Here is an 18,426-nt window from a genome sequence, read left to right on the forward strand (position 1 = left end):
GGTGCCACGATGACGTACCTCGACCACGCGGCGACCACGCCGATGCTGCCCTCGGCGGTGGCGGCGATGAGCGAGGCGTTGGCGAACTCCGGCAACGCCTCGTCGCTGCACACCTCCGGGCGGCGGGCGCGTCGGCTGGTCGAGGAGGCCCGCGAGGACGTCGCGCTGGCGACCGGCGCCCGGCCGTCCGAGGTGATCTTCACCGGGGGCGGCACGGAGAGCGACAACCTGGCGGTCAAGGGCATCTTCTGGGCGCGCCGGGACGCCGACCCGCGCCGCCGGCGCGTGCTGGCCTCGGCGGTCGAGCACCACGCCGTGCTGGACGCCGTGCAGTGGCTGGCCGACCGGGAGGGCGCCGAGGTCACCTGGCTGGAGGTCGACCGGTTCGGGCGGGTGCGGCCGGAGGTGCTGCGGGCCGCGATCGAGCGGGACCCCGACTCCGTCGCGCTGGTCTCGGTGATGTGGGCGAACAACGAGGTCGGCACGGTCAACCCGGTCGCGGAGCTGGCCGCCGTCGCGCACGAGCACGGGGTGCCGCTGCACACCGACGCGGTGCAGGCCGTCGGCGCGCTGCCCGTCGACTTCGCCGAGAGCGGCGCGGACGCGCTCACGCTGACCGGGCACAAGCTGGGCGGGCCGCACGGGGCCGGTGTCCTGCTGCTGGGCAGGGACACCCCGTGCGCCCCGCTGCTGCACGGCGGCGGGCAGGAGCGGGACGTGCGGTCGGGCACGCTGGACGTGCCGGGGATCGTCGGCCTGGCGGTCGCGGTGCGGGAGGCGGTCGCCGCCCGGCCGACGTGGGCCGTCGAGGCGGCGGCGCTGCGGGACGCGCTGGTCGAGGCCGTGCGGGCGGCGGTGCCGGACGTCGTGGTGAACGGCGATCCGGACCCGGCCGGCCGGCTGCCGGGGATCGCGCACTTCACCTTCGCCGGCTGCGAGGGCGACAGCCTGCTGATGTTGTTGGACGCCAGGGGCGTCGAGTGCTCGACCGGGTCGGCGTGCACGGCGGGGGTCGCGCAGGCCAGCCACGTGCTGCTGGCCATGGGCGTCGACCCGGTGACCGCCAGGGGCTCGCTGCGCTTCTCGTTCGGGCACACCTCGACGGCGGCGGACGTGGCCGCCGTGCGCGCGGTGATCGGCCCGGTCGTGGAGCGCGCGCGCAACGCCGGCCTGGCCGGGCTGCGCCGGTCGGCGGCCAGCGGGTCCACCGGGGTCGCCGGGGGCGTCGCGGACGGTGGGGACACCGCGGAGGCGGCGGTGTGCTCGGACACGGGGGAGGCGTGAGGCCGGTGCGGGTGCTGGCGGCGATGAGCGGGGGCGTGGACTCCGCGGTGGCGGCGGCCAGGGCGGTGGAGGCCGGGCACGACGTGGTCGGGGTCCACCTGGCGCTGTCGGCCAAACCGGGGACGTTGCGCACCGGCGCGCGGGGCTGTTGCACGGTCGAGGACGCCAGGGACGCGCGGCGCGCCGCCGACGTGCTCGGCATCCCGTTCTACGTCTGGGACTTCGCGGAGCGCTTCACGGAGCAGGTGGTGGAGGACTTCGTCGCCGAGTACGCGGCCGGCCGCACCCCCAACCCGTGCCTGCGCTGCAACGAGAAGATCAAGTTCGAGGCGTTGCTGGACAAGGCGTTGGCGCTGGGCTTCGACGCGGTGTGCACCGGGCACTACGCCCGTCTGTCCCTTGTGGACGGACGGCCGCGGCTGGCGCGCAGCGCGGACGAGGGCAAGGACCAGTCCTACGTCCTGGCCTCGCTGACCGCCGAGCAGCTCCGGCACGCCCTGTTCCCGCTCGGCGACTCCACCAAGACCGAGGTCAGGGCCGAGGCGGCCCGGCGCGGCCTGGCCGTGGCGGAGAAGCCGGACAGCCACGACATCTGCTTCATCCCCGACGGCGACACCCGGCGATTCCTCACGAACCGGCTGGGCGAGCGGCCGGGCCGGCTGGTCGACGACACGACCGGCGAGGTGCTCGGCGAGCACGAGGGCGTGCACGGGTTCACCGTCGGCCAGCGCAAGGGCCTGGGCATCGACCAGCCGGCCCGCGACGGCCGCCCCCGCTACGTGCTCTCGCTGGAGCCGGTGTCGGGCACCGTGCGGGTCGGCGCGGCCGACCGGCTCGCGGTGACCGGGATCGTCGCCTCGCGCCCGGTGTGGCCCTCCGGGCTGCCGCTGGACGGGCCGGTCGAGTGCGTGGCGCAGGTGCGCGCGCACGGCGGGACGGCGCCCGCCGTCGCCGAGCTGGAGCCGGACGGCGCCCGGCTGGCGGTCCGGCTGCGGGAGCCGCTGCGGGGCGTCGCCCCCGGCCAGGCGGTGGCCCTGTACCGGCCGGACCCCGCGGGCGACGTCGTGCTGGGCAGCGCGACGATCACCGCGACCTCCTGACCGGTCGCTCTCGCCTGGGCGCTCCCGATCGGTGGCTCCCGACCGGGCGCTCCTGACCGGGGGCGCGCCCCCGGTCAGGAGCCGGCCGAGCCGCGGGCGCGGCGCTCGGTGTGGGCCTTGGTCGCGACGATCGCCAGCAGCAGCGCGAGCGTGAGCGAGTTGGCCAGGATGATCGAGAGGTCCTCCCGCGCCACTCCGTAGGCCGCCCAACACCCGACGCCGGCGCTCAGCACCCACAGGTAGGACCAGGAGAAGTCCCCGGCGCTGCGGGTGCTGAGCGTGCGCCGCACCTGCGGCAGCCAGCTCACGGTGGTCAGGACGGCGGCCAGCACGCCCAACGTGGTGATCATGGACAGCACCTCGCTCTCGGCGGAACACCCTCCGCTGTGAGGAAGCCGGTCCGAGGGGCGTGGTCGCAAGTCGTCAGTTTCCGGCGGGCGCCCAGTCGGTGTTCGCGCCGCACAGGACCACGCACGGCGTCTCGGCGTCGACCCGCCCGGCCAGCCACGCCGCGAACGGTGTCGCGGCGGCCGGCTCGACCGCCAGCCGGAACTCCTCCCAGAGCCGGTCCCGCGCCGCCAGCAACTCGGTGTCGCTCACCAGCACCGAGCGCGTCGGGGTGCTGCTGAGCAGGGCGAAGGGCAGATCGCCCACCCGGCTGGCGCCCAGGGCCGACGCCGCGGCCGAGCCGCTGTCCACCGCGACGTCGACCGGCTCGCCCGCCGCCAGCGCGGTGTGCAGCGTCGGACAGCCCTCCGGCTCGACCGCGACGACGGGCACGCGCCCGCCGAGCGCGGCGGCGGCGCCCGCCGCCAGTCCGCCTCCGCCCACCGCGAGCACGACCGCGTCCGTGTCGGGGGCGTCGGAGAGGATCTCCACCGTCATGGTGCCCTGCCCGGCGATCACGGCCGGGTCGTCGTAGGCGTGCAGGTGACGCGTCCCGGGCTGGCGGGCGGCGGCCAGCGCCGCTGCCGCCGCCTCGGCGTAGCCGGCGCCGTGCCGGATCACCTCGGCGCCGGTGGCCTCGATCCGCCGCACCTTGCCGGCGGGGGCCGAGGTCGGGACGTAGACGGTGGCGGGCAGCCCGAGGATCGCGGCGGCGGTGGCGACGCCCAGGCCGTGGTTGCCGCCCGAGGCGGTCACGACCCGCTCGGGGGCGTCGCCGGAGAGCAGGGCGTTGAGCGCGCCCCGCAGCTTGAACGAACCGGTCCGTTGCAGGTGTTCCAGCTTCAGCACGAGGGGACGTCCGTCCACAGTGGCGCGCAGCAGCGGGGTGCGGCGGACGTGCGGCCGGATCAGCTCGGCGGCGGTCTCGACGTCGGACAGGGTGGGAGCGGTCATGGCACCAGCCTGCTCCATGCGGGGCCCGGGACTGAAGCAGGTTGAAGTGGGAGGTGGGCCGCGAGTCGCTGGAGTGCCGGTCCCGAGCGGGTGAGCTCACCAGGGCTGGTCAGGTCCTCGGGAAGCATGGCGAAAGAGTTCTCCGCGAGCTCGGGGACGTCGGGGGTGCGCCGCGTGTCTCGATCGTCGAGTGGCTCCCGGTGGCTGTGCTCGGAGCTTTCGCTTCCTCCACACGGGTTTCGGCCCCGCCGTGCATACCGTGCCACGTCGGGCGTACCCCGCCGTGGAACCGGCTCGCCTGGCCTGGGCCTGGGCCGTCCGGAGGCTCAGTGACCAGCTCGGAACGAGTTCGCGCAGTCAGACGATCGAGCAGGCGAGGCTCGGGAAGGCGCGACGGACGACGGCTCGTCGTTCGGCGCGAGGGGTGCCGGTGGCGTCGGTGATCAGGTGGTGCTTCCGGGCCGGGTGCGCGTCGACCGACCGGGCTGGGTCCCCTGTGCTCCCGCTCTTGAGCTTGTGGCGTAGGTCTTCCCGCGATCGCGGTGTTCTTGATGAGATCCTGACCGACGAGTTGTGGGCACGCCTGGGGCCGCTGTTCCCGGTGCGTCGAGATCGCTTCCGCTGTTCGGACCGCAGGCGCGCCGAGGACAGGGCAGCGCTGGAGTGCATCTCGTACTCGGTGCGCACCGGCGGCTCGCACCAGGGGGTGCGCACCGGGCCGACCCCGGTCGTCCGGCACAAGTCCGGATCCGCGCATCATCTGGTTACCGGCGCGGTTGCTGGTCACGTTCACCGGCGGGGTTCAAGGACTTCAAGGACTTCGCCTCACTGGCTCCCCTTGATCAGAGCGGTCCCGCTGACCCGGGGCGTGGTCGGCGAGTGCCCTGTCGGCCTCGCGTTGTGAGATCTCCACTCGGTTGTCTGTTCCCAGCGGACCGAGGACGTTCAGGTGGCTGGTAGTCCACAGTGGATGGTTCTGGGTTCGGTTCCGGGGTTGGTGCGCTGGGTGGACCGGTTGGCGCCCGCGGGTCCGCGCGCGACGCGCGGGCGCCCCGGGGTCAGAGGCTGACCTGGATGCGGTACCGCTCCTTTGGGGTGTGGATGTCCCAGGCCTGGAGGTAGCCGCGGGCGTTGCGGTAGGCCCCGGTGCCGCCGGTGATGGCCATCTGCATCGGGGAGGTGCCGTCGTCCCACAGGCCCTGCGCGGTGAGCTGGCCCTCCGCCAGGCGGATCGTCAGCACGCAGTTCGAGATGGATCGCGGCCCGTCGACGTGGGTGACGACGCAGGTGCCGCCGTCCTCGCCGACCTCCCGGCCGTCCCGGACCATCTTGTCCGAGTACACGGTCATGTCGCCGAGGCTCTTGCCCGGCTGGCCGATGTCGTGGGCGGCGAACTGGTCGTTGGCGACGTGGAGGTCCAGCGTCACCGCGCGGCCGGCCGCCTCGGTCTCCGCGGCCGCCGGACCGCCGAGGGTCGACAGCCCGGCCCCGGCGAGCACCCCGGTCAGCGCGACCGCGCCGGCGATGGCGAGCGTCCTGTTCATTCTCCTCGCTCCCTTCGAAGTCGGAACGAAAACGATCTTCGAAGCTCCATCGCGCTGGAGGTCAAGGGAACGGGGAGTTGAACGATCTCACAGCTACACCTCGGTCGGAGAACGTGCGACGATGGCGGGTTTCGCCTGCGCGACAAGGATTTCTCCGGGAGGTTCGAGTGGACGAGCGGGTTTCGGCATCGGTTGGCGAAAGATGCCACAACACTGTCCACAATGGACGCCCGAGTCGATTCCGAAATCTGTTCGGGATTTCGTCGGCCATTCCCGTGACGCCGTCGCGGCCGGACGGTCGAGTCGGGACCACCGCGGCCGACCCGACGGCGGCGGTGCCCGGCGCCGGGTCGACGGGCGGTCCGGGGCGGTCCGGGCTGCCGGGGACCCCGGCGCGCCGCGCCTCCGGCCCCGCCCGGTCACCCGAGATCATCACCGAGCGTCGGATTGGCTGCCACGCTGGCTCGCCCTAGTGTCGGAGGGCATGGCGGACGAGGTGCACCCGGACCCGGATCTCCTGCGGTACTACGGCCAGGGCGCGGAGGCGGACCGCCTCCGCAGCGGCAGCGGCCTGCTGGAGCTGCTCCGCACACAGGACCTGCTCCGGCGGTTCCTGCCCCCGCCACCCGCGAAGGTGCTCGACCTCGGCGGGGCGACCGGCGTCCACGCCGAGTGGCTGGTGACGGACGGCTACCGGGTCGACCTCGTGGACGCGGTGCCGGCGCACGTCGAGCAGGCCGCGACGCTGCCCGGGGTGCGGGCGAGGGTCGGCGACGCCAGGGCCCTGGAGGAGGCCGACTCCTCCTACGACGCGGTGCTCATGCTCGGCCCGCTCTACCACCTGGTCCGGCGCGAGGACCGGCTCCGCGCCTGGCGGGAGGCGACCCGCGTGGTGCGCCCCGGCGGTCTCGTCGCGGCCGCGACGGTCAGCCGCTTCGCCTCGCTGCACGACGGGTTCCGGAGCGGGCTGCTCACCAACGGGGACTTCCGCGAGATGGTGGCCAGGGATCTCGCCGACGGCCGGCACCGGCCGCCGCCGGGCAAGCCGTGGAGCTGGTTCACCAACACCTACTTCCACCTGCCCGAGGAGGCCGCCGCCGAGGCGAGGGCGGTGGGCCTGGAGTCCCCGACGGTCCTCGGCGTGGAGTGCTCCGCGTGGTTGCTGGCCGAGGAGGAGATCGACGAGTGGCTGGCCGACCCGGACCGGCGGGGGCGGCTGCTGTGGGGACTGCGGCGGATCGAGCGGGAACCCTCGCTCCTCGGGGTGTCCGCCCACCTGCTCACCCTTGCCAACCGCTCGCTCTGAGCGCTAACGCCAGCCGATTTCTTTTCGTTGGCGGGCAACGAAAGCGTCCGCCGTGCCCGTGGGGAGAGGACTCCCCACGGGCACGGCGGGGATTCGGGCTCGTCAGCCCGCGTAGGACTTGAAGATGTTGGTGAACTCGTAGTCGGACTGGCGGATTCCGCTGCAGGTGGGGGAGACGCCGCCGCCGGAACAGCGGCCGTTGTCCCGGCCCACCGACCAGAAGCCGATGAAGCCGATGCGGTTGGCCTGGGCGAAGGACAGCACCTTGCGGGCGTGGGCCTGCGTGGTGGTCATGCCGGTGTCGTTCCGGCCGATCATCGGGGTGACGCCCAGCTTCGCCTTCAGCTCCGCGTCGGACTTGCCCGGCCAGACCTCCTTCATCTGGCGCAGGGTGGCGTTGGCGGCGGAGACCATCGCGTCGCCCCAGTCGCCGCTGTAGCCGAAGTTCATCAGCATCGGGTTGACCAGGACGTCGACCTTGTGCCGCGCCGCGCTGTGCAGGATCTGCAGCGAGAACGGGTCCACGCCGTAGTCCTGGCCCTGCACGCGGAGGGTGTAGCTGACCGAGGTCCCCCGCTCCCGCTGGACGGTGGCCAGGGCCTGGTTCACCGTGTCCGCCGGGATGGACGCCTCCACGTCGACGTCCAGGTGGTTGCTGCCGGTCGCGTCGAGCACCTTCCGGTAGGCCCCGGCCAGGGCGCTCGCGCTGCCGCAGACGTGCTCCAGGTACGGGCCGAGCGCGCCGCCGGTGGCGATCACGACGTCACCGCCCATCGCCTTGAGCTCCCTGATCTGGTTGATGATCCGGGGCTCGTTGAGGTCGATGATCCCGCCCCACTTGGGGTCGCAGCCGGTGCTGCTGCCCAGCGCGAAGGCCAGGGTGAAGTACTTCTGGCCGGTGGCGCGGGCGACCTCGGTCAGGGTCGGCTTCTCCATCGTGATGTCGATGTAGGGCGCGACCTTCGGCATGGCCGCCCTCGTCCCTGGCCCGTCCGCGCTCGCCGTCGCGGCGCCGGCGACGCCGGGGCCGGACAGCAACGCGGCCAGGCACAGGGACACGGCGCCGGTGACGAGCGCGGCGATCCTGGACTTCCGGTTCCTCATGACGTCCTCCTCACCGGTACTGGGCGACGATCTTCGTGAAGTCGTACGGCTGCTGGGTCACGCCGCTGCAGTCGTCCCGCGAGCCGGAGCCCCCGCCCGAGCACTGCCGGTCGCGGTTGACCGCCCAGAAGGTGAAGCGCCCCAACTGCTTCTGCCGCGCGTAGGCCAGCATGTCCTGGAAGTCGGACTGGTAGCCGAACTCGCCGGTGTCCGTCCGGCCGTTCATCGACGAGATGCCCTGCATCCGGTAGATCTCGGCGTCGGACTTGCCCGGGTAGTGCGCCTTGAGCTGCCGGTGCAACGCCTCCATCGAGTTGATGGTGGCCTGGCCCAGGTCGCTCGCGCCGAAGTTGAACGGCATCAGCGTCCACGCGTCGATCGGCACGCCGACCTCCACGGCCTTCTTCACCAGGTCGTTGCCCCACCGGTTGAGGCCGCTCTGCAGCGCCGGGATCGTCACGTAGACCTTGATGCCCGGGTTCTTCTGCCGGATGATCCGCAGCGCCCGCATGATGCGGTCCTGCGCCGCCGAGTTCTCGAACTCGGTGTTCTCGATGTCGAGGTCGATCGCCTTGAGCGAGTACTTGTCGATGACCTGCTGGTAGGCGTTGGCCAGCGACTGGGCGTCGGTGCAGACCTCGCCCAGCTTGCTGCCGCTCCAGCCGCCGACGGAGGGCATGACGTCGCCGCCGGCCGCGCGGACCTGCTTGATCAGGTCGGCCCACCGGGTGTCGGTGGCGACGGGCTGCCGGCCGTCCCACGCGGGAGTGCAGCCGCCCCCGGCGAGGATGAACGCCAGCGTGAACGTCCGGACGCCGGTCGCGCTCATCACCTCGGTGATCGGCTGCGGCCTTCCCCAGCCGTAGTAGTAGTACGGCGCGGCCGCGTAGCTGTTCGGGCCGGGCCCGGGGTCGTGCGAGGTCGTCGTGGTGGGCGTGGTCGTGGTGGTGGGCGTGCCACCGCCGCCGCAGGGCTGGCCGTTGAGCTTGCAGTTGACGGGCGCGCCGGGGCCGGTGCCGTTGAAGCCGAAGGACGTGCTGCCGCCGGCCTTCACGACCCGGTTGTAGTCGCGGGGCGTGAACGTGTAGTGGTCGCCGCTGCGGTTCATCGAGGCGTCCCACGCGCTGGTGACGCCGGTGCCGGACGGCAGGTCGAACTCCAGGGTCCAACCGTCCAAAGTGGACGATCCGGCCGAGACGGTGTACTGGCCGGTGAAACCGCCCTCCCACGACGACGCCTTGGCGAAGGTGGCGGTGGGACCGTTGTCCGCGCCGGCGGAGACGCCGGCCAGGAGTAGGGCGGTGACGGGGAGGAGGGCGGCGGCCGCGACGGCCGCCCACCGGTGTCTGCCGAAGCTCATTGTTGTCTCCACAGGTGTTCGCAGGGGGTGCGGAGAGCGGGACGACCACCGGTGAGGTGGTCGGGGATGCCGGGCTCCGAGGCCCGGCCGGAGGATCGCGCCGCCTTTCTCGCTCGCGTGGAGGCCGGGCGCGGGACGCGGTCGGTGTCGTCGCGTCCCGCGCCCGAGGCCTGTCGTCCGGAGGACGACGTCGGGGAGGCGGCGGGGCCGGTGACCGGGGTGTGGGTTGCCGGTCACCGGCTGCCACGACGGTATGTGGCCTGGACCACCCCGTCAATGGGTCTAGACCTTTTCTGTCCCCGGCGCCGGGGACGGGCGGGCCGGGACCGGCGGCGGCCGGGGTGGTAGGGATGGGGCGTGAGCAACACACCGTGGCCAGCCGGCACGGCGACCGGCATCGGCTCGCTGCCCGGCACCGACCCGCTGGAGGCCGCCCGCGTCGTCGTGGGCGAGCTCCCCGCGCTGCCGCACCTGCCCGAGCTGCCCGCCAGGGGCGTCGGCGCCGACATGATCGGCCGCACCGCCGGCCTGCTGGTGGACCTCGCGGTCGAGGTGATCCCCACCGGGTACCGGGTCACCGCGCGCCCGGGAGCGGACCACCGCCGGGCCGTCGACCTGCTGCGGCGCGACCTCGACGCGTTCGACGAGGCGACGCAGGCCGCCGGCGCGCGGCCCGCCGTGGTCAAGACGCAGCTCGCCGGGCCGTGGACCCTCACCGCCGGGATCGAGCTGGTGCGCGGGCACCGCGTGCTCACCGACCACGGCGCGCTGCGCGAGTTCGCCGAGTCGCTGGCCGAGGGGCTGACCGCCCACGTGCGCGAGTTGGCCGCGCGCACCGGCGCCCAGGTCGTCGTGCAGCTCGACGAGCCCACGCTGCCCGCCGCCCTGGCCGGCGCCCTGTCGACCCCGTCCGGGTACGGCACCGTGCGTGCGGTCGAGGAGTCCACGGCCGTGACCGTCCTCGGTCAGGTCGTGGCGGCGGCGCGCGCCGCGACGGGCCAACCGGTGGTCGTCCACTGCTGCGCGCCCCGGCCCCCGCTGCGCCTGCTGCGCCGCGCGGGCGCGGACGCCCTCGCGCTGGACGTCTCGCTGCTGCGCGGCGCTCCGCCGGCGGTGTGGGACGAGCTCGGTGAGGTGTGGGACGGCGGCGCAACGCTGTTCCTCGGGCTGCTGCCCGGCCTCGCCCCGGAGCGCGCTCCCGGCCTGCGGGAGGTCGCGCCGCCGGCGTTGGAGCTGGTGGACCGGCTCGGCTTCGCCCGCTCGTGGCTCGCCGACCGCGCCGTGGTCACGCCCAGTTGCGGCATGGCCGGCGCGACGGCCGACTGGACCCGGCGCGCGATGACGCTGGCCAGGGACCTCGGCCGGGCGTTCGTCGAGCCGCCGGAGTCCTGGTGACCGCGCGGTTCGAGCTGACGACCCGGGTGCCGGCGCCGGTCGAGGCCGTCTTCGACGCCTCCCTCGACGTCGACGTCCACCTCGGCTCGATGCGGCGGTCCGGCGAGCGGGTCGTCGGCGGGGTCCGAAGTGGACGGATGGGGCTCGCCGACACGGTCACGTGGCAGGCGCGGCACTTCGGCGTGCCGTGGCGGATGACCTCGGTCATCAGCGCCTGCGACCGACCGCACCGTTTCGTCGACGAGCAGGTGCGCGGCCCGTTCCGGCGGTGGTGGCACGAGCACGTCTTCGAGGTCGACCCGGACGATCCCACGCGCACGACGATGCGGGACGCGGTCGAGTTCGCCGCGCCGGCCGGGCCGCTCGGCCGCCTGGTCGCGGCGGCCGGGCTCCGGCGCTACCTGGAGCGCCTGATCGTCGCGCGGAACGCGCACATCGTCGAGGTGCTGGCCGGCGCGCGGCCCCAGTGATCAGAGGACTGATCAGAGGACGAGGGTCAGCCCGGCCCAGGAGACGGCGACGACCAGGAGCGTCGAGAAGAGGCCCAGCAGGAGGGCCTTCGGCCCGGTGCGGACCAGGGCGGCGATCCGCACCGCGCTGCCGAGCCCGAACAACGCGCCGGCCAGCAGGAGCGTGGTGACGAACTTCGTCCCGTCCAGCACCGCGGCGGGCAACACGTCGACGCTGCGCAGCACCACCATCGCCAGGAACCCGAGCACGAACAGCGGGACCAGCGGCGGCCGCTTCCCCTCGGCGGCGGGCCGCCGCCGGCGCTCCGCGACGCTGATCGCCGCCACCAGGGGCGCGAGCAGCACCACCCGGCTCAGCTTCACCACCACGGCCGTGGCCACCGCGGCCGCGCCGGCCGGGGAGGCCGCGGCGACGACCTGCGCCACCTCGTGCACGCTCGCGCCCGCCCAGCGGCCGAAGTCCTCGCCGCCGAGGCCGGCCGGGCCGGCGAGCAGCGGCAGCGCCGCGATCGCCAGGCTGCCGTAGAGGGTGACCAGCGCCACCGCCGTCGCGACGTCCTCCTCGTCCCGCTCGACCACGCCCTCCACGGCGGCGACGGCCGAGGCGCCGCAGATCGAGAACCCGGTGCCGACCAGCACCGACAGGCCGCGGGGCAGGCCCATCACCCGGCCGAGGGCCACGGTGCCCACGAACGTGACGGCCACGGTCGCGAGCACCACGAGCAGCGTGCCGGCGCCCAGGCCCAGCACCTGGGGCACGGCGAGCTGGAGGCCGAGCAGGACCACGCCGGCCCGCAGCAGGCGGCGGGTCGCCCAGGTGAGCCCAGGGCGGGCGGCGGTCGGCAGCACCGGCAGGTTGCCGGCCAGGACGCCGAGCACCACCGCGATGGTCAGCGCGCTGACCGCCGGGAGCGCCTGGTTGGCCAGCACCGCCACCGCGACCGCCACGCCGACGGCCAGCAACCCCGGGAGGAGACGGCGGACCCGCCCGGTGGTGGTGGGCGGGGCGGCGGTGTCGGGCGCGGCGGGCACGGGCGGAACTGTCGGCACGGTGACCACGCTCCGTCACGGTTCCGTCCGTCGGTAGCCCGATCTTGGTGACGTGCTCATAACCTGAAGGCATGAGCGGCCTGCCGGACCTGGAGTCACTGCGGCTGCTCGTGCTGGTCGGCGAGTGGGGCAGCCTCGGTCGGGCGGCCGCCGAACTGGGCGTCAGCCAGCCCGCCGCCAGCAAGCGCCTCTCCGCGCTGGAGCGACAGCTCCGCCTGGTGCTGGTCGACCGCACCCGGCGCGGGTCGCGGCTCACCCCGGCCGGCCAGGTGGTCTGCGACTGGGCCCGGCGCGTGCTCGACGAGGTGGACGGCCTGCTGACCGGGGCCGCCGCCCTGCGCGCCCACCGGGACGCCGAGCTGCGGGTCGCGGCCAGCATGACCGTCGCCGAGCACCTGGCCCCCGGCTGGATCGGCGAGCTGCGGCGCGCCGAGCCCGCGCTCTACGTCGGGTTGCAGGTGACCAACTCGACCTCGGCCGTCGAGCTGGTCCGCGCCGGCGAGGTCGACATGGGGTTCGTCGAGTCGCCCTCCATCCCGTCCGACCTCGCCTACCGGCGGGTGGCCGTCGACCGGCTCGCGGTCGTGGTCGCCCCCACCCACCCGTGGTCGCGCCGGCGGCGGCCGGTGCGGCCCGCCGAGCTGGCCGCCACCCCGCTGGTGGTGCGCGAGGCGGGCTCCGGGACGCGGGAGACCCTGGACCGCGCGCTGACGGCGGCGGACTGCGGACCCGCGCAACCGCTGCTCGAACTCGGCTCCACCACGGCGGTGCGCAGCGCGGTCGTCGCCGGCGCGGGGCCGGCGGTGCTCAGCGTGCTCGCCGTCGCCACCGACCTGTCCGAGGGACGGCTGGTCGAGGTCGGCGTGGAGGGCATCGACCTGCGGCGGGCGCTGTGCGCGGTGTGGCCGTCCGGCCGTCGGCTCGTGGGGCCCGCCGCCGCGCTGCTGGCGATCGCGGGCCGCGCGGGCCCCTGAGCGCCGTCCCCTGAGCGCCGTCCCCGGTCGGGGGCGTCCTGGCCGGGGACCAGTCGATCGGGACGGGTCGGTCGGGGTCGGGTCGGCCGAACCCGGCGTGGCGCGGGTGCCGATGTCGGAGAATGGCTCCCCATGTGGAACTTCCTGCGCCGCCGACGCGCCGAGCCGGAACCGGAGCCGGAGCCGACGGTCGACCCCGTGGCGGCCGCCGAGCGGTTCTGGCGGCGGTGGGACGCGATGCTGCCGCTGGTCAGCTCCGCGCTGGGCGACGGGGAGCCGCACCGGGTCGAGAACGAGCTGTGTGAGCTGGTCGCCGAGCTGCACCCGGACCTGCACTTCGCGCTGGAGCGCGGGCAGCGGTCGGTCTACGCGTTCGTGGTCAGCGGCCAGGGCGACCCGGCGCTGCGCCCGTTCACCGACGCCTGGATGGCGGCCGCGCCGGCGCCCGACCCGACCTGGGAGTTCCACGACGCCGTCCCGCCGGTGCCGGACCCCGCCGAGGTCACGGTGAACATCGGGGCGCACCGGCTGCCGCTGGCCGAGGTCCGGGTGGCCGCGCTGGTCGACGAGCGGGCGCGGCTGGTCGACGTCGCCGTGCACCACCCCGGCCTCGCCGCGCTGAACGAGCGGTCCAGGGAGGCGATGACCTTCCTGCCGCTGGATGCCACCCTCGGTGAGCGGCTGGCCGCCGACCGGCTCGGCCGGGTGGAGACCGCGTCCGCCGAACCGGCGAACGCCATCACGCTCGGTGAGCTGCGCACGCTCGTGCGTGAGCTGGACGAGCGGTGGCGGGCCGAGGGCGGCCCCGAGGACGGTCCGGAGGAACTGGGGCACCCGTCCGCGCCAGCACCGTGAGCCGCGACTGTCGGGGTCCCTGGCTAGTCTCGGGGGCGTGACCAGCAACGACGAGAGCAGCGAGCTGCCAGGGACCCCGGTGCGGACCCCCGACGCCGAGGGGCTGGAGGACGTCCCGGCCGACGTCCGGGAGCGGCACGCGGCGTTGGCCGAGGAGATCCGCGGCCACCAGTTCCGCTACTACGTGCTCGACGCGCCGACCGTCTCCGACGGCGAGTTCGACGCGTTGCTCCGCGAGCTCCAGGGCATCGAGGACGAGCACCCGGGCCTGGTCACGCCCGACTCGCCGACCCAGACCGTGGGCGGCGCGTTCTCCACCGAGTTCCGGCCGGTGGACCACCTGGAGCGCATGCTCAGCCTGGACAACGCCTTCGACCCGGACGAGCTGCGGGCCTGGGCCGACCGGGTGGAGAAGGAGGTCGGCTCGGCCGCGCACTTCCTGTGCGAGCTGAAGATCGACGGGATCGCGATCAACCTGCGGTACGAGAACGGCCGCCTGACCAGGGCCGCGACCAGGGGCGACGGCCGCACCGGCGAGGACGTCACGCTCAACATCCGCACGCTGGGCGACGTGCCCGAGCGGCTCACCGGCACCGCCGAGTACCCGGTGCCCGAGGTGGTCGAGGTGCGCGGCGAGGTGTTCTTCGTCGTGTCCGAGTTCGCCGAGCTCAACGCCAAGCTCGTCGCGGACGGCAAGGCCCCGTTCGCCAACCCGCGCAACGCGGCGGCCGGCTCGGTCCGGCAGAAGGACCCGAAGGTCACCGCCGGCCGCCCGCTGCGGCTGATCTGCCACGGGCTCGGCCGGCGCACCGGGTTCGAGCCGTCGCGGCAGTCCGAGTCCTACGCCGCGCTGCGGGCATGGGGCCTGCCGGTCTCCGCGCACACCACGGTCCTGTCCACTGTGGACGAGGTGCTGGCGCACGTCGCGCACTGGGGCGCGCACCGGCACGACGCCGAGCACGAGATCGACGGCGTGGTCGTCAAGGTCGACGAGGTGCCGTTGCAGCGCCGGCTCGGCTCGACCTCGCGCGCCCCCCGGTGGGCGATCGCCTACAAGTACCCGCCGGAGGAGGCCACCACCACGCTGCTGGACATCCGGGTCAACGTGGGCCGCACCGGGCGCGTCACCCCCTACGCGGTGATGGAGCCGGTGAAGGTGGCCGGCTCGACCGTGGCGATGGCGACGCTGCACAACGCCAACGAGGTCCGGCGCAAGGGCGTGCTGATCGGCGACCGGGTGGTGATCCGCAAGGCCGGCGACGTCATCCCCGAGGTGCTGGGCCCGGTGGTGGACGCGCGCGACGGCGACGAGCGCGAGTTCCAGATGCCCGTCGACTGCCCGGAGTGCGGCGCGGAGCTCGGACCGGAGAAGGAGGGCGACGTCGACATCCGCTGCCCCAACGCGTTGTACTGCATGGGGCAGCGTCGCGAGCGCCTGTTCTACATGGCCGGGCGCAGCGCCTTCGACATCGAGGTCCTCGGCTACGAGGCGGCCACCGCGCTGCTCTCCGCCGGGGCCGTGTTCAACGAGGGCGACCTGTTCGACCTGGACGCGGAGCGGCTCGGGGAGGTCGAGCTGTTCCGCACCAAGGAGGGCGAGCTCTCGGCGAACGCGCTGAAGCTGCTGGCGAACCTGGCCGAGGTGAAGAACCGTCCACTGTGGAGAGTCCTGGTCGGACTGTCCATCCGGCACGTCGGCCCGACCGCGGCGCGCGCCCTGGCCAGGGAGTTCGGCTCGGTGGAGCGGATCGCCGACGCCAGCGAGGAGGAGCTGGCCGGCGTCGACGGCGTCGGCCCCCGGATCGCCACCGCCGTCCAGGAGTGGTTCGCCGTCGACTGGCACCGCGAGATCGTCGACAAGTGGCGGGCCGCCGGGGTGCGGATGGCCGAGGAGCGGGACGAGTCGGTTCCCCGCACGCTGGAGGGGCTGTCCATCGTGGTGACCGGCACGTTGGAGACCTTCTCCCGCGACGAGGCCAAGGAGGCGATCATGGCCAGGGGCGGCAAGGCGGTGGGTTCGGTGTCGAAGAAGACCGCCTTCGTGGTCGTGGGCGACGCGCCCGGGTCCAAGTACGACAAGGCCGTCCAGCTGAAGGTGCCGGTCCTGGACGAGGACGGGTTCCGCGTGCTGCTGGACCGGGGACCGGAGGCGGCGTTGGAAATTGCCAGGACTGACTGAGCCGAACCGGGTAACTCGCCCGGCGTAATCCGGGGAGTAGGACGGGACCACGGGCCGTCCCCCGCGCCATGATCGGAAGGTCCCGGCACCTGTGCCGGACGCCGGCCAGCGGCTGCGACGACTGGGGGACGGAGTGGACAAGGTCGAGGAGGCGAACCCGGCCCTGACGGCCGGAACCATCGTGGTCCGGGCGGCCGACCCGGCCGAGTACGCGGACGTTGGCGAGCTCACCGTGGCGGCCTTCGCCGCCGACGGCCAGCTCGTCGACGACGACCGGCAGGACCAGGAGCTGCGCGACGCCGCGGGTCGGGCCGCGCGGGCCGAGCTCCTGGTGGCGGTGGACGGGGTCAGCGGCGCGCTGCTGGGCACCGTCACGCTCTCCGCGGCCGGCGCCGAGGGGACGACCATCAGCCGGGACGACGAGTGGGAGTTCCGCGCCCTGGCGGTGCTCCCGGCCGTCCAGGGCCGCGGCGTGGGCCGCCGGCTGGTCCGGGCCGTGCTCGACCGGGCCCGCGCGGCGCGCGCCCGGCGGGTCGTGCTGCTGACCAGGGACGTGATCAGCGCGGCCCGCCAGCTCTACGAGACGATGGGCTTCACCCGGATGCCCGAGCGCGACTGGGAGCCGGTCCCGGGCGCGCGGCTGCTCGCCTACGGCTTCGAGCTGGTCAGGGAACACCCGGTGCGGCGGGCCAGGGTCCGGTCGGCGGAGCCCGCCGAGTACCACGAGATCGGGGAGCTGACCGTCACCGCCTACCGCGCGGACGGGCTCCTGGAGGGCACCGCCAGCTACGCGGGGGTGCTCAGGGACGCGGCGAGCCGGGCCGCGATGGCCGACCTCCTGGTGGCCGTCGACTCCACCGGCGTGCTGGGCACGGTCACGGTCTGCCGCCCGGGTTCGCCGTGGGTGGAGGTGGCCAGGGGCGCGGAGTGGGAGTTCCGGGCGCTGGCCGTGCACCCGAGGGCGCGCGGCCGCGGCCTCGGCCGGCTGCTCGTGCAGGCGGTGCTGGACCGCGCGGCGCGGCACGGGGTCCGGCGCGTCGTGCTCAGCTCGCAGCACCGGATGCGCAGCGCGCAACGCCTCTACGAGGCCATGGGGTTCACCCGGATGCCGGACCGGGACCGGGAGTCGATCGCCGGGGTCCGCCTGCTCGGCTACGGCCGCGAGGTGGAGCCGCTGCCGATGCCGGCCACCGCGGGCGTCGTGCGCGTCCGCCCGATCGCCGACGACGACTTCGCGGCCGTGGGCGACCTGATGGCCCGGGTCTACGTGGGCGAGGGCTACGCGGGCGAGGCGGTCGTGCCCCTGCTCTCGGACACCGCGCGCCGCGCCCGGCAGACCGAGCTGCTCGTCGCGGTCGAGGGCGACGCCGAGCGGGAGCGCCGGCTCGGCTCGGTGACCCTGTGCCGGGCGGACAGCCCGTACGCCCAGCTCGCCCGGCACGGGGAGCTGGAGCTGCGGATGCTGGCCGTGGAGCCCACGGCCAGGGGCCGGGGCGTGGGGGAGGGGCTGGTCCGGGCGCTGCTGGACCACGCCCGGGGGATCGGGGGCCGGCGGGTCGTGCTCTCCGCCCAGCCCACCATGTACGCGGCGCAACGGCTCTTCACCCGGACGGGATTCCTGCGGGACCGGGAACGGGACTGGCACACGTCCTTCGGCCTGCACATGCTGGCCTACGTCCACTCCCTGCGGAGGTAGCCGTGTTGCAGCTCTGCCCGAACGGGGCGCGGCGACTGGACGAGCACAACGCCGTCCCGGTGACGCCGGAACAGGTCGCGGCGGACGTCCGCGCGGTGGTGCCGCTGGGGGTCGGCTCGGTCCACCTGCACCCCAGGGTGGCCGGTGGCCCGGAGACGATGGAGCCGGAGGAGGTGGCCGCGGCGGTCACCGCGGTGCGGGCCGTCGCGCCCGACATAGAGGTCGGCGTCACAACCGCGGCGTGGGTGGAGCCGGACCCCACCCGGCGGGTGGCGCACGTGCTGCGCTGGGCCGACCTCGGCCCCGGCCGGCCCGACGTCGCCTCGGTCAACGTGCACGAGGAAGGGTGGCGCGAGGTCGTGCAGGCGCTGCGCATGGCCGGCATCGGGGTGGAGCTGGGCGTGTGGACGGCCCTGGACGCCGCGCGGGTGCGGGCGGCCGGCCTCGCCGACGGCGCGGTCCGCGTCCTGGTCGAGGTCGTCGACCCGGACCCGGCGGCCGCGCTGGTCGAGGCCCGGCGGATCATCGACGAGCTGGGCGACGCGGAGGCGCCGCTGCTGCTGCACGGCGAGGACACCGGGTGCTGGCCGGTCCTGGCCGAGGCGGGCCGGCGGCAGCTCGCCACCCGGATCGGCCTGGAGGACACCCTCCTGCTGCCCGACGGGCGCCTCGCCACCAGCAACGCGGAGCTGGTCGCCACCGCCCGCCGCCTCCTGGGCGGCAACCACACCACGCACCCCAACTGACGCCCGGCCGCGCGTCGCCGTG

At 74.5% G+C, this 18,426-nt stretch carries 16 protein-coding genes; 10 read left to right on the forward strand and 6 right to left on the reverse strand.

The annotated features are described in order from the left end of the window. The first annotated feature begins 9 nt into the window (after window positions 1-9). Entirely contained in the window at window positions 10-1,284 is a 1,275-nt protein-coding gene (locus BUE43_RS19655; RefSeq protein WP_083959850.1) for a cysteine desulfurase family protein, read from the forward strand. 5 nt (window positions 1,285-1,289) lie between these two features. After that, window positions 1,290-2,384 (forward strand): tRNA 2-thiouridine(34) synthase MnmA, encoded by a 1,095-nt coding sequence (mnmA, locus tag BUE43_RS19660; protein WP_073486071.1) that lies wholly within the window; start codon window positions 1,290-1,292, stop codon window positions 2,382-2,384. A 74-nt stretch (window positions 2,385-2,458) separates the two neighbouring features. On the opposite strand, the gene BUE43_RS19665 is transcribed toward mnmA, so the two are convergent. The 3 genes from BUE43_RS19665 to BUE43_RS19680 all read right to left on the reverse strand — a co-directional run bounded on the left by BUE43_RS19665 (window position 2,459) and on the right by BUE43_RS19680 (window position 5,269). Then, window positions 2,459-2,734, reverse strand: coding sequence for a SemiSWEET family sugar transporter (locus tag BUE43_RS19665; RefSeq protein WP_200797599.1), 276 nt, complete (start codon window positions 2,732-2,734; stop codon window positions 2,459-2,461). Between the two features lie 73 nt (window positions 2,735-2,807). Beyond that, complete coding sequence (locus tag BUE43_RS19670; protein WP_073485346.1) at window positions 2,808-3,725, reverse strand: serine/threonine dehydratase; 918 nt, start codon at window positions 3,723-3,725, stop codon at window positions 2,808-2,810. Window positions 3,726-4,783: 1,058 nt separating this feature from the next. Next, on the reverse strand, window positions 4,784-5,269 hold the full coding sequence (locus BUE43_RS19680; RefSeq protein ID WP_073485350.1) for a dirigent protein: 486 nt from the start codon (window positions 5,267-5,269) through the stop codon (window positions 4,784-4,786). A gap of 484 nt (window positions 5,270-5,753) precedes the next feature. On the opposite strand from BUE43_RS19680, the gene BUE43_RS19685 reads away from it, so the two are divergent. Further along, window positions 5,754-6,575: a class I SAM-dependent methyltransferase gene (locus tag BUE43_RS19685; protein ID WP_073486075.1), complete on the forward strand. Its 822-nt coding sequence runs from the start codon at window positions 5,754-5,756 to the stop codon at window positions 6,573-6,575. 102 nt (window positions 6,576-6,677) lie between these two features. Here the strand turns inward: BUE43_RS19685 and BUE43_RS19690 are convergent, their stop codons facing one another. Next, the gene (locus BUE43_RS19690; protein WP_073485352.1) at window positions 6,678-7,679 is read right to left on the reverse strand and encodes a chitinase; all 1,002 of its coding nucleotides are present in this window, start codon (window positions 7,677-7,679) and stop codon (window positions 6,678-6,680) included. A 10-nt stretch (window positions 7,680-7,689) separates the two neighbouring features. Continuing rightward, the gene (locus BUE43_RS19695; RefSeq protein WP_073485354.1) at window positions 7,690-9,039 is read right to left on the reverse strand and encodes a cellulose binding domain-containing protein; all 1,350 of its coding nucleotides are present in this window, start codon (window positions 9,037-9,039) and stop codon (window positions 7,690-7,692) included. Between the two features lie 357 nt (window positions 9,040-9,396). On the opposite strand from BUE43_RS19695, the gene BUE43_RS19700 reads away from it, so the two are divergent. Together BUE43_RS19700 and BUE43_RS19705 are read left to right on the forward strand one after the other, a co-directional pair. After that, window positions 9,397-10,434, forward strand: a complete 1,038-nt coding sequence (locus tag BUE43_RS19700; protein WP_073485356.1) for a uroporphyrinogen decarboxylase/cobalamine-independent methonine synthase family protein — start codon at window positions 9,397-9,399, stop codon at window positions 10,432-10,434. After that, a complete protein-coding gene (locus BUE43_RS19705) occupies window positions 10,431-10,904 on the forward strand; it encodes an SRPBCC family protein (protein WP_073485359.1) in 474 nt (157 codons plus the stop codon). Before BUE43_RS19700 ends, BUE43_RS19705 begins: the two co-directional genes overlap by 4 nt. A gap of 12 nt (window positions 10,905-10,916) precedes the next feature. Here BUE43_RS19705 and BUE43_RS19710 read toward each other — a convergent pair whose 3' ends face one another. Then, window positions 10,917-11,936: a YeiH family protein gene (locus BUE43_RS19710; RefSeq protein WP_083959930.1), complete on the reverse strand. Its 1,020-nt coding sequence runs from the start codon at window positions 11,934-11,936 to the stop codon at window positions 10,917-10,919. A gap of 89 nt (window positions 11,937-12,025) precedes the next feature. Between BUE43_RS19710 and BUE43_RS19715 the strand changes: the two genes are divergently transcribed. The 5 genes from BUE43_RS19715 to BUE43_RS19745 all read left to right on the forward strand — a co-directional run bounded on the left by BUE43_RS19715 (window position 12,026) and on the right by BUE43_RS19745 (window position 18,404). Continuing rightward, the gene (locus BUE43_RS19715) at window positions 12,026-12,928 is read left to right on the forward strand and encodes a LysR family transcriptional regulator (RefSeq protein WP_073485361.1); all 903 of its coding nucleotides are present in this window, start codon (window positions 12,026-12,028) and stop codon (window positions 12,926-12,928) included. A 132-nt stretch (window positions 12,929-13,060) separates the two neighbouring features. Next, window positions 13,061-13,783, forward strand: coding sequence for a hypothetical protein (locus BUE43_RS19720; RefSeq protein WP_073485363.1), 723 nt, complete (start codon window positions 13,061-13,063; stop codon window positions 13,781-13,783). A 19-nt stretch (window positions 13,784-13,802) separates the two neighbouring features. Then, entirely contained in the window at window positions 13,803-15,962 is a 2,160-nt protein-coding gene (gene ligA / locus BUE43_RS19725) for an NAD-dependent DNA ligase LigA (protein ID WP_407697134.1), read from the forward strand. Window positions 15,963-16,053: 91 nt separating this feature from the next. Then, complete coding sequence (locus BUE43_RS35805) at window positions 16,054-17,658, forward strand: GNAT family N-acetyltransferase (RefSeq protein WP_327083466.1); 1,605 nt, start codon at window positions 16,054-16,056, stop codon at window positions 17,656-17,658. Between the two features lie 2 nt (window positions 17,659-17,660). Then, window positions 17,661-18,404, forward strand: coding sequence for a 3-keto-5-aminohexanoate cleavage protein (locus tag BUE43_RS19745; RefSeq protein WP_073485368.1), 744 nt, complete (start codon window positions 17,661-17,663; stop codon window positions 18,402-18,404). The last annotated feature ends 22 nt before the right edge of the window (window positions 18,405-18,426 follow it).

This window comes from Streptoalloteichus hindustanus (genome assembly GCF_900129375.1).
Lineage (GTDB): Bacteria > Actinomycetota > Actinomycetes > Mycobacteriales > Pseudonocardiaceae > Streptoalloteichus > Streptoalloteichus hindustanus.

Excerpts from the sequence above, each read along its gene's own strand:
- BUE43_RS19655 (WP_083959850.1), top strand. The coding sequence starts at position 10 with ATGACGTACCTCGACCACGCGGCGACCACGCCGATGCTGCCCTCGGCG.
- BUE43_RS19665 (WP_200797599.1), bottom strand. The coding sequence starts at position 2,734 with ATGATCACCACGTTGGGCGTGCTGGCCGCCGTCCTGACCACCGTGAGC.
- BUE43_RS19670 (WP_073485346.1), bottom strand. The coding sequence starts at position 3,725 with ATGACCGCTCCCACCCTGTCCGACGTCGAGACCGCCGCCGAGCTGATC.
- BUE43_RS19680 (WP_073485350.1), bottom strand. The coding sequence starts at position 5,269 with ATGAACAGGACGCTCGCCATCGCCGGCGCGGTCGCGCTGACCGGGGTG.
- BUE43_RS19685 (WP_073486075.1), top strand. The coding sequence starts at position 5,754 with ATGGCGGACGAGGTGCACCCGGACCCGGATCTCCTGCGGTACTACGGC.
- BUE43_RS19690 (WP_073485352.1), bottom strand. The coding sequence starts at position 7,679 with ATGAGGAACCGGAAGTCCAGGATCGCCGCGCTCGTCACCGGCGCCGTG.
- BUE43_RS19695 (WP_073485354.1), bottom strand. The coding sequence starts at position 9,039 with ATGAGCTTCGGCAGACACCGGTGGGCGGCCGTCGCGGCCGCCGCCCTC.
- BUE43_RS19715 (WP_073485361.1), top strand. The coding sequence starts at position 12,026 with ATGAGCGGCCTGCCGGACCTGGAGTCACTGCGGCTGCTCGTGCTGGTC.
- BUE43_RS19720 (WP_073485363.1), top strand. The coding sequence starts at position 13,061 with ATGTGGAACTTCCTGCGCCGCCGACGCGCCGAGCCGGAACCGGAGCCG.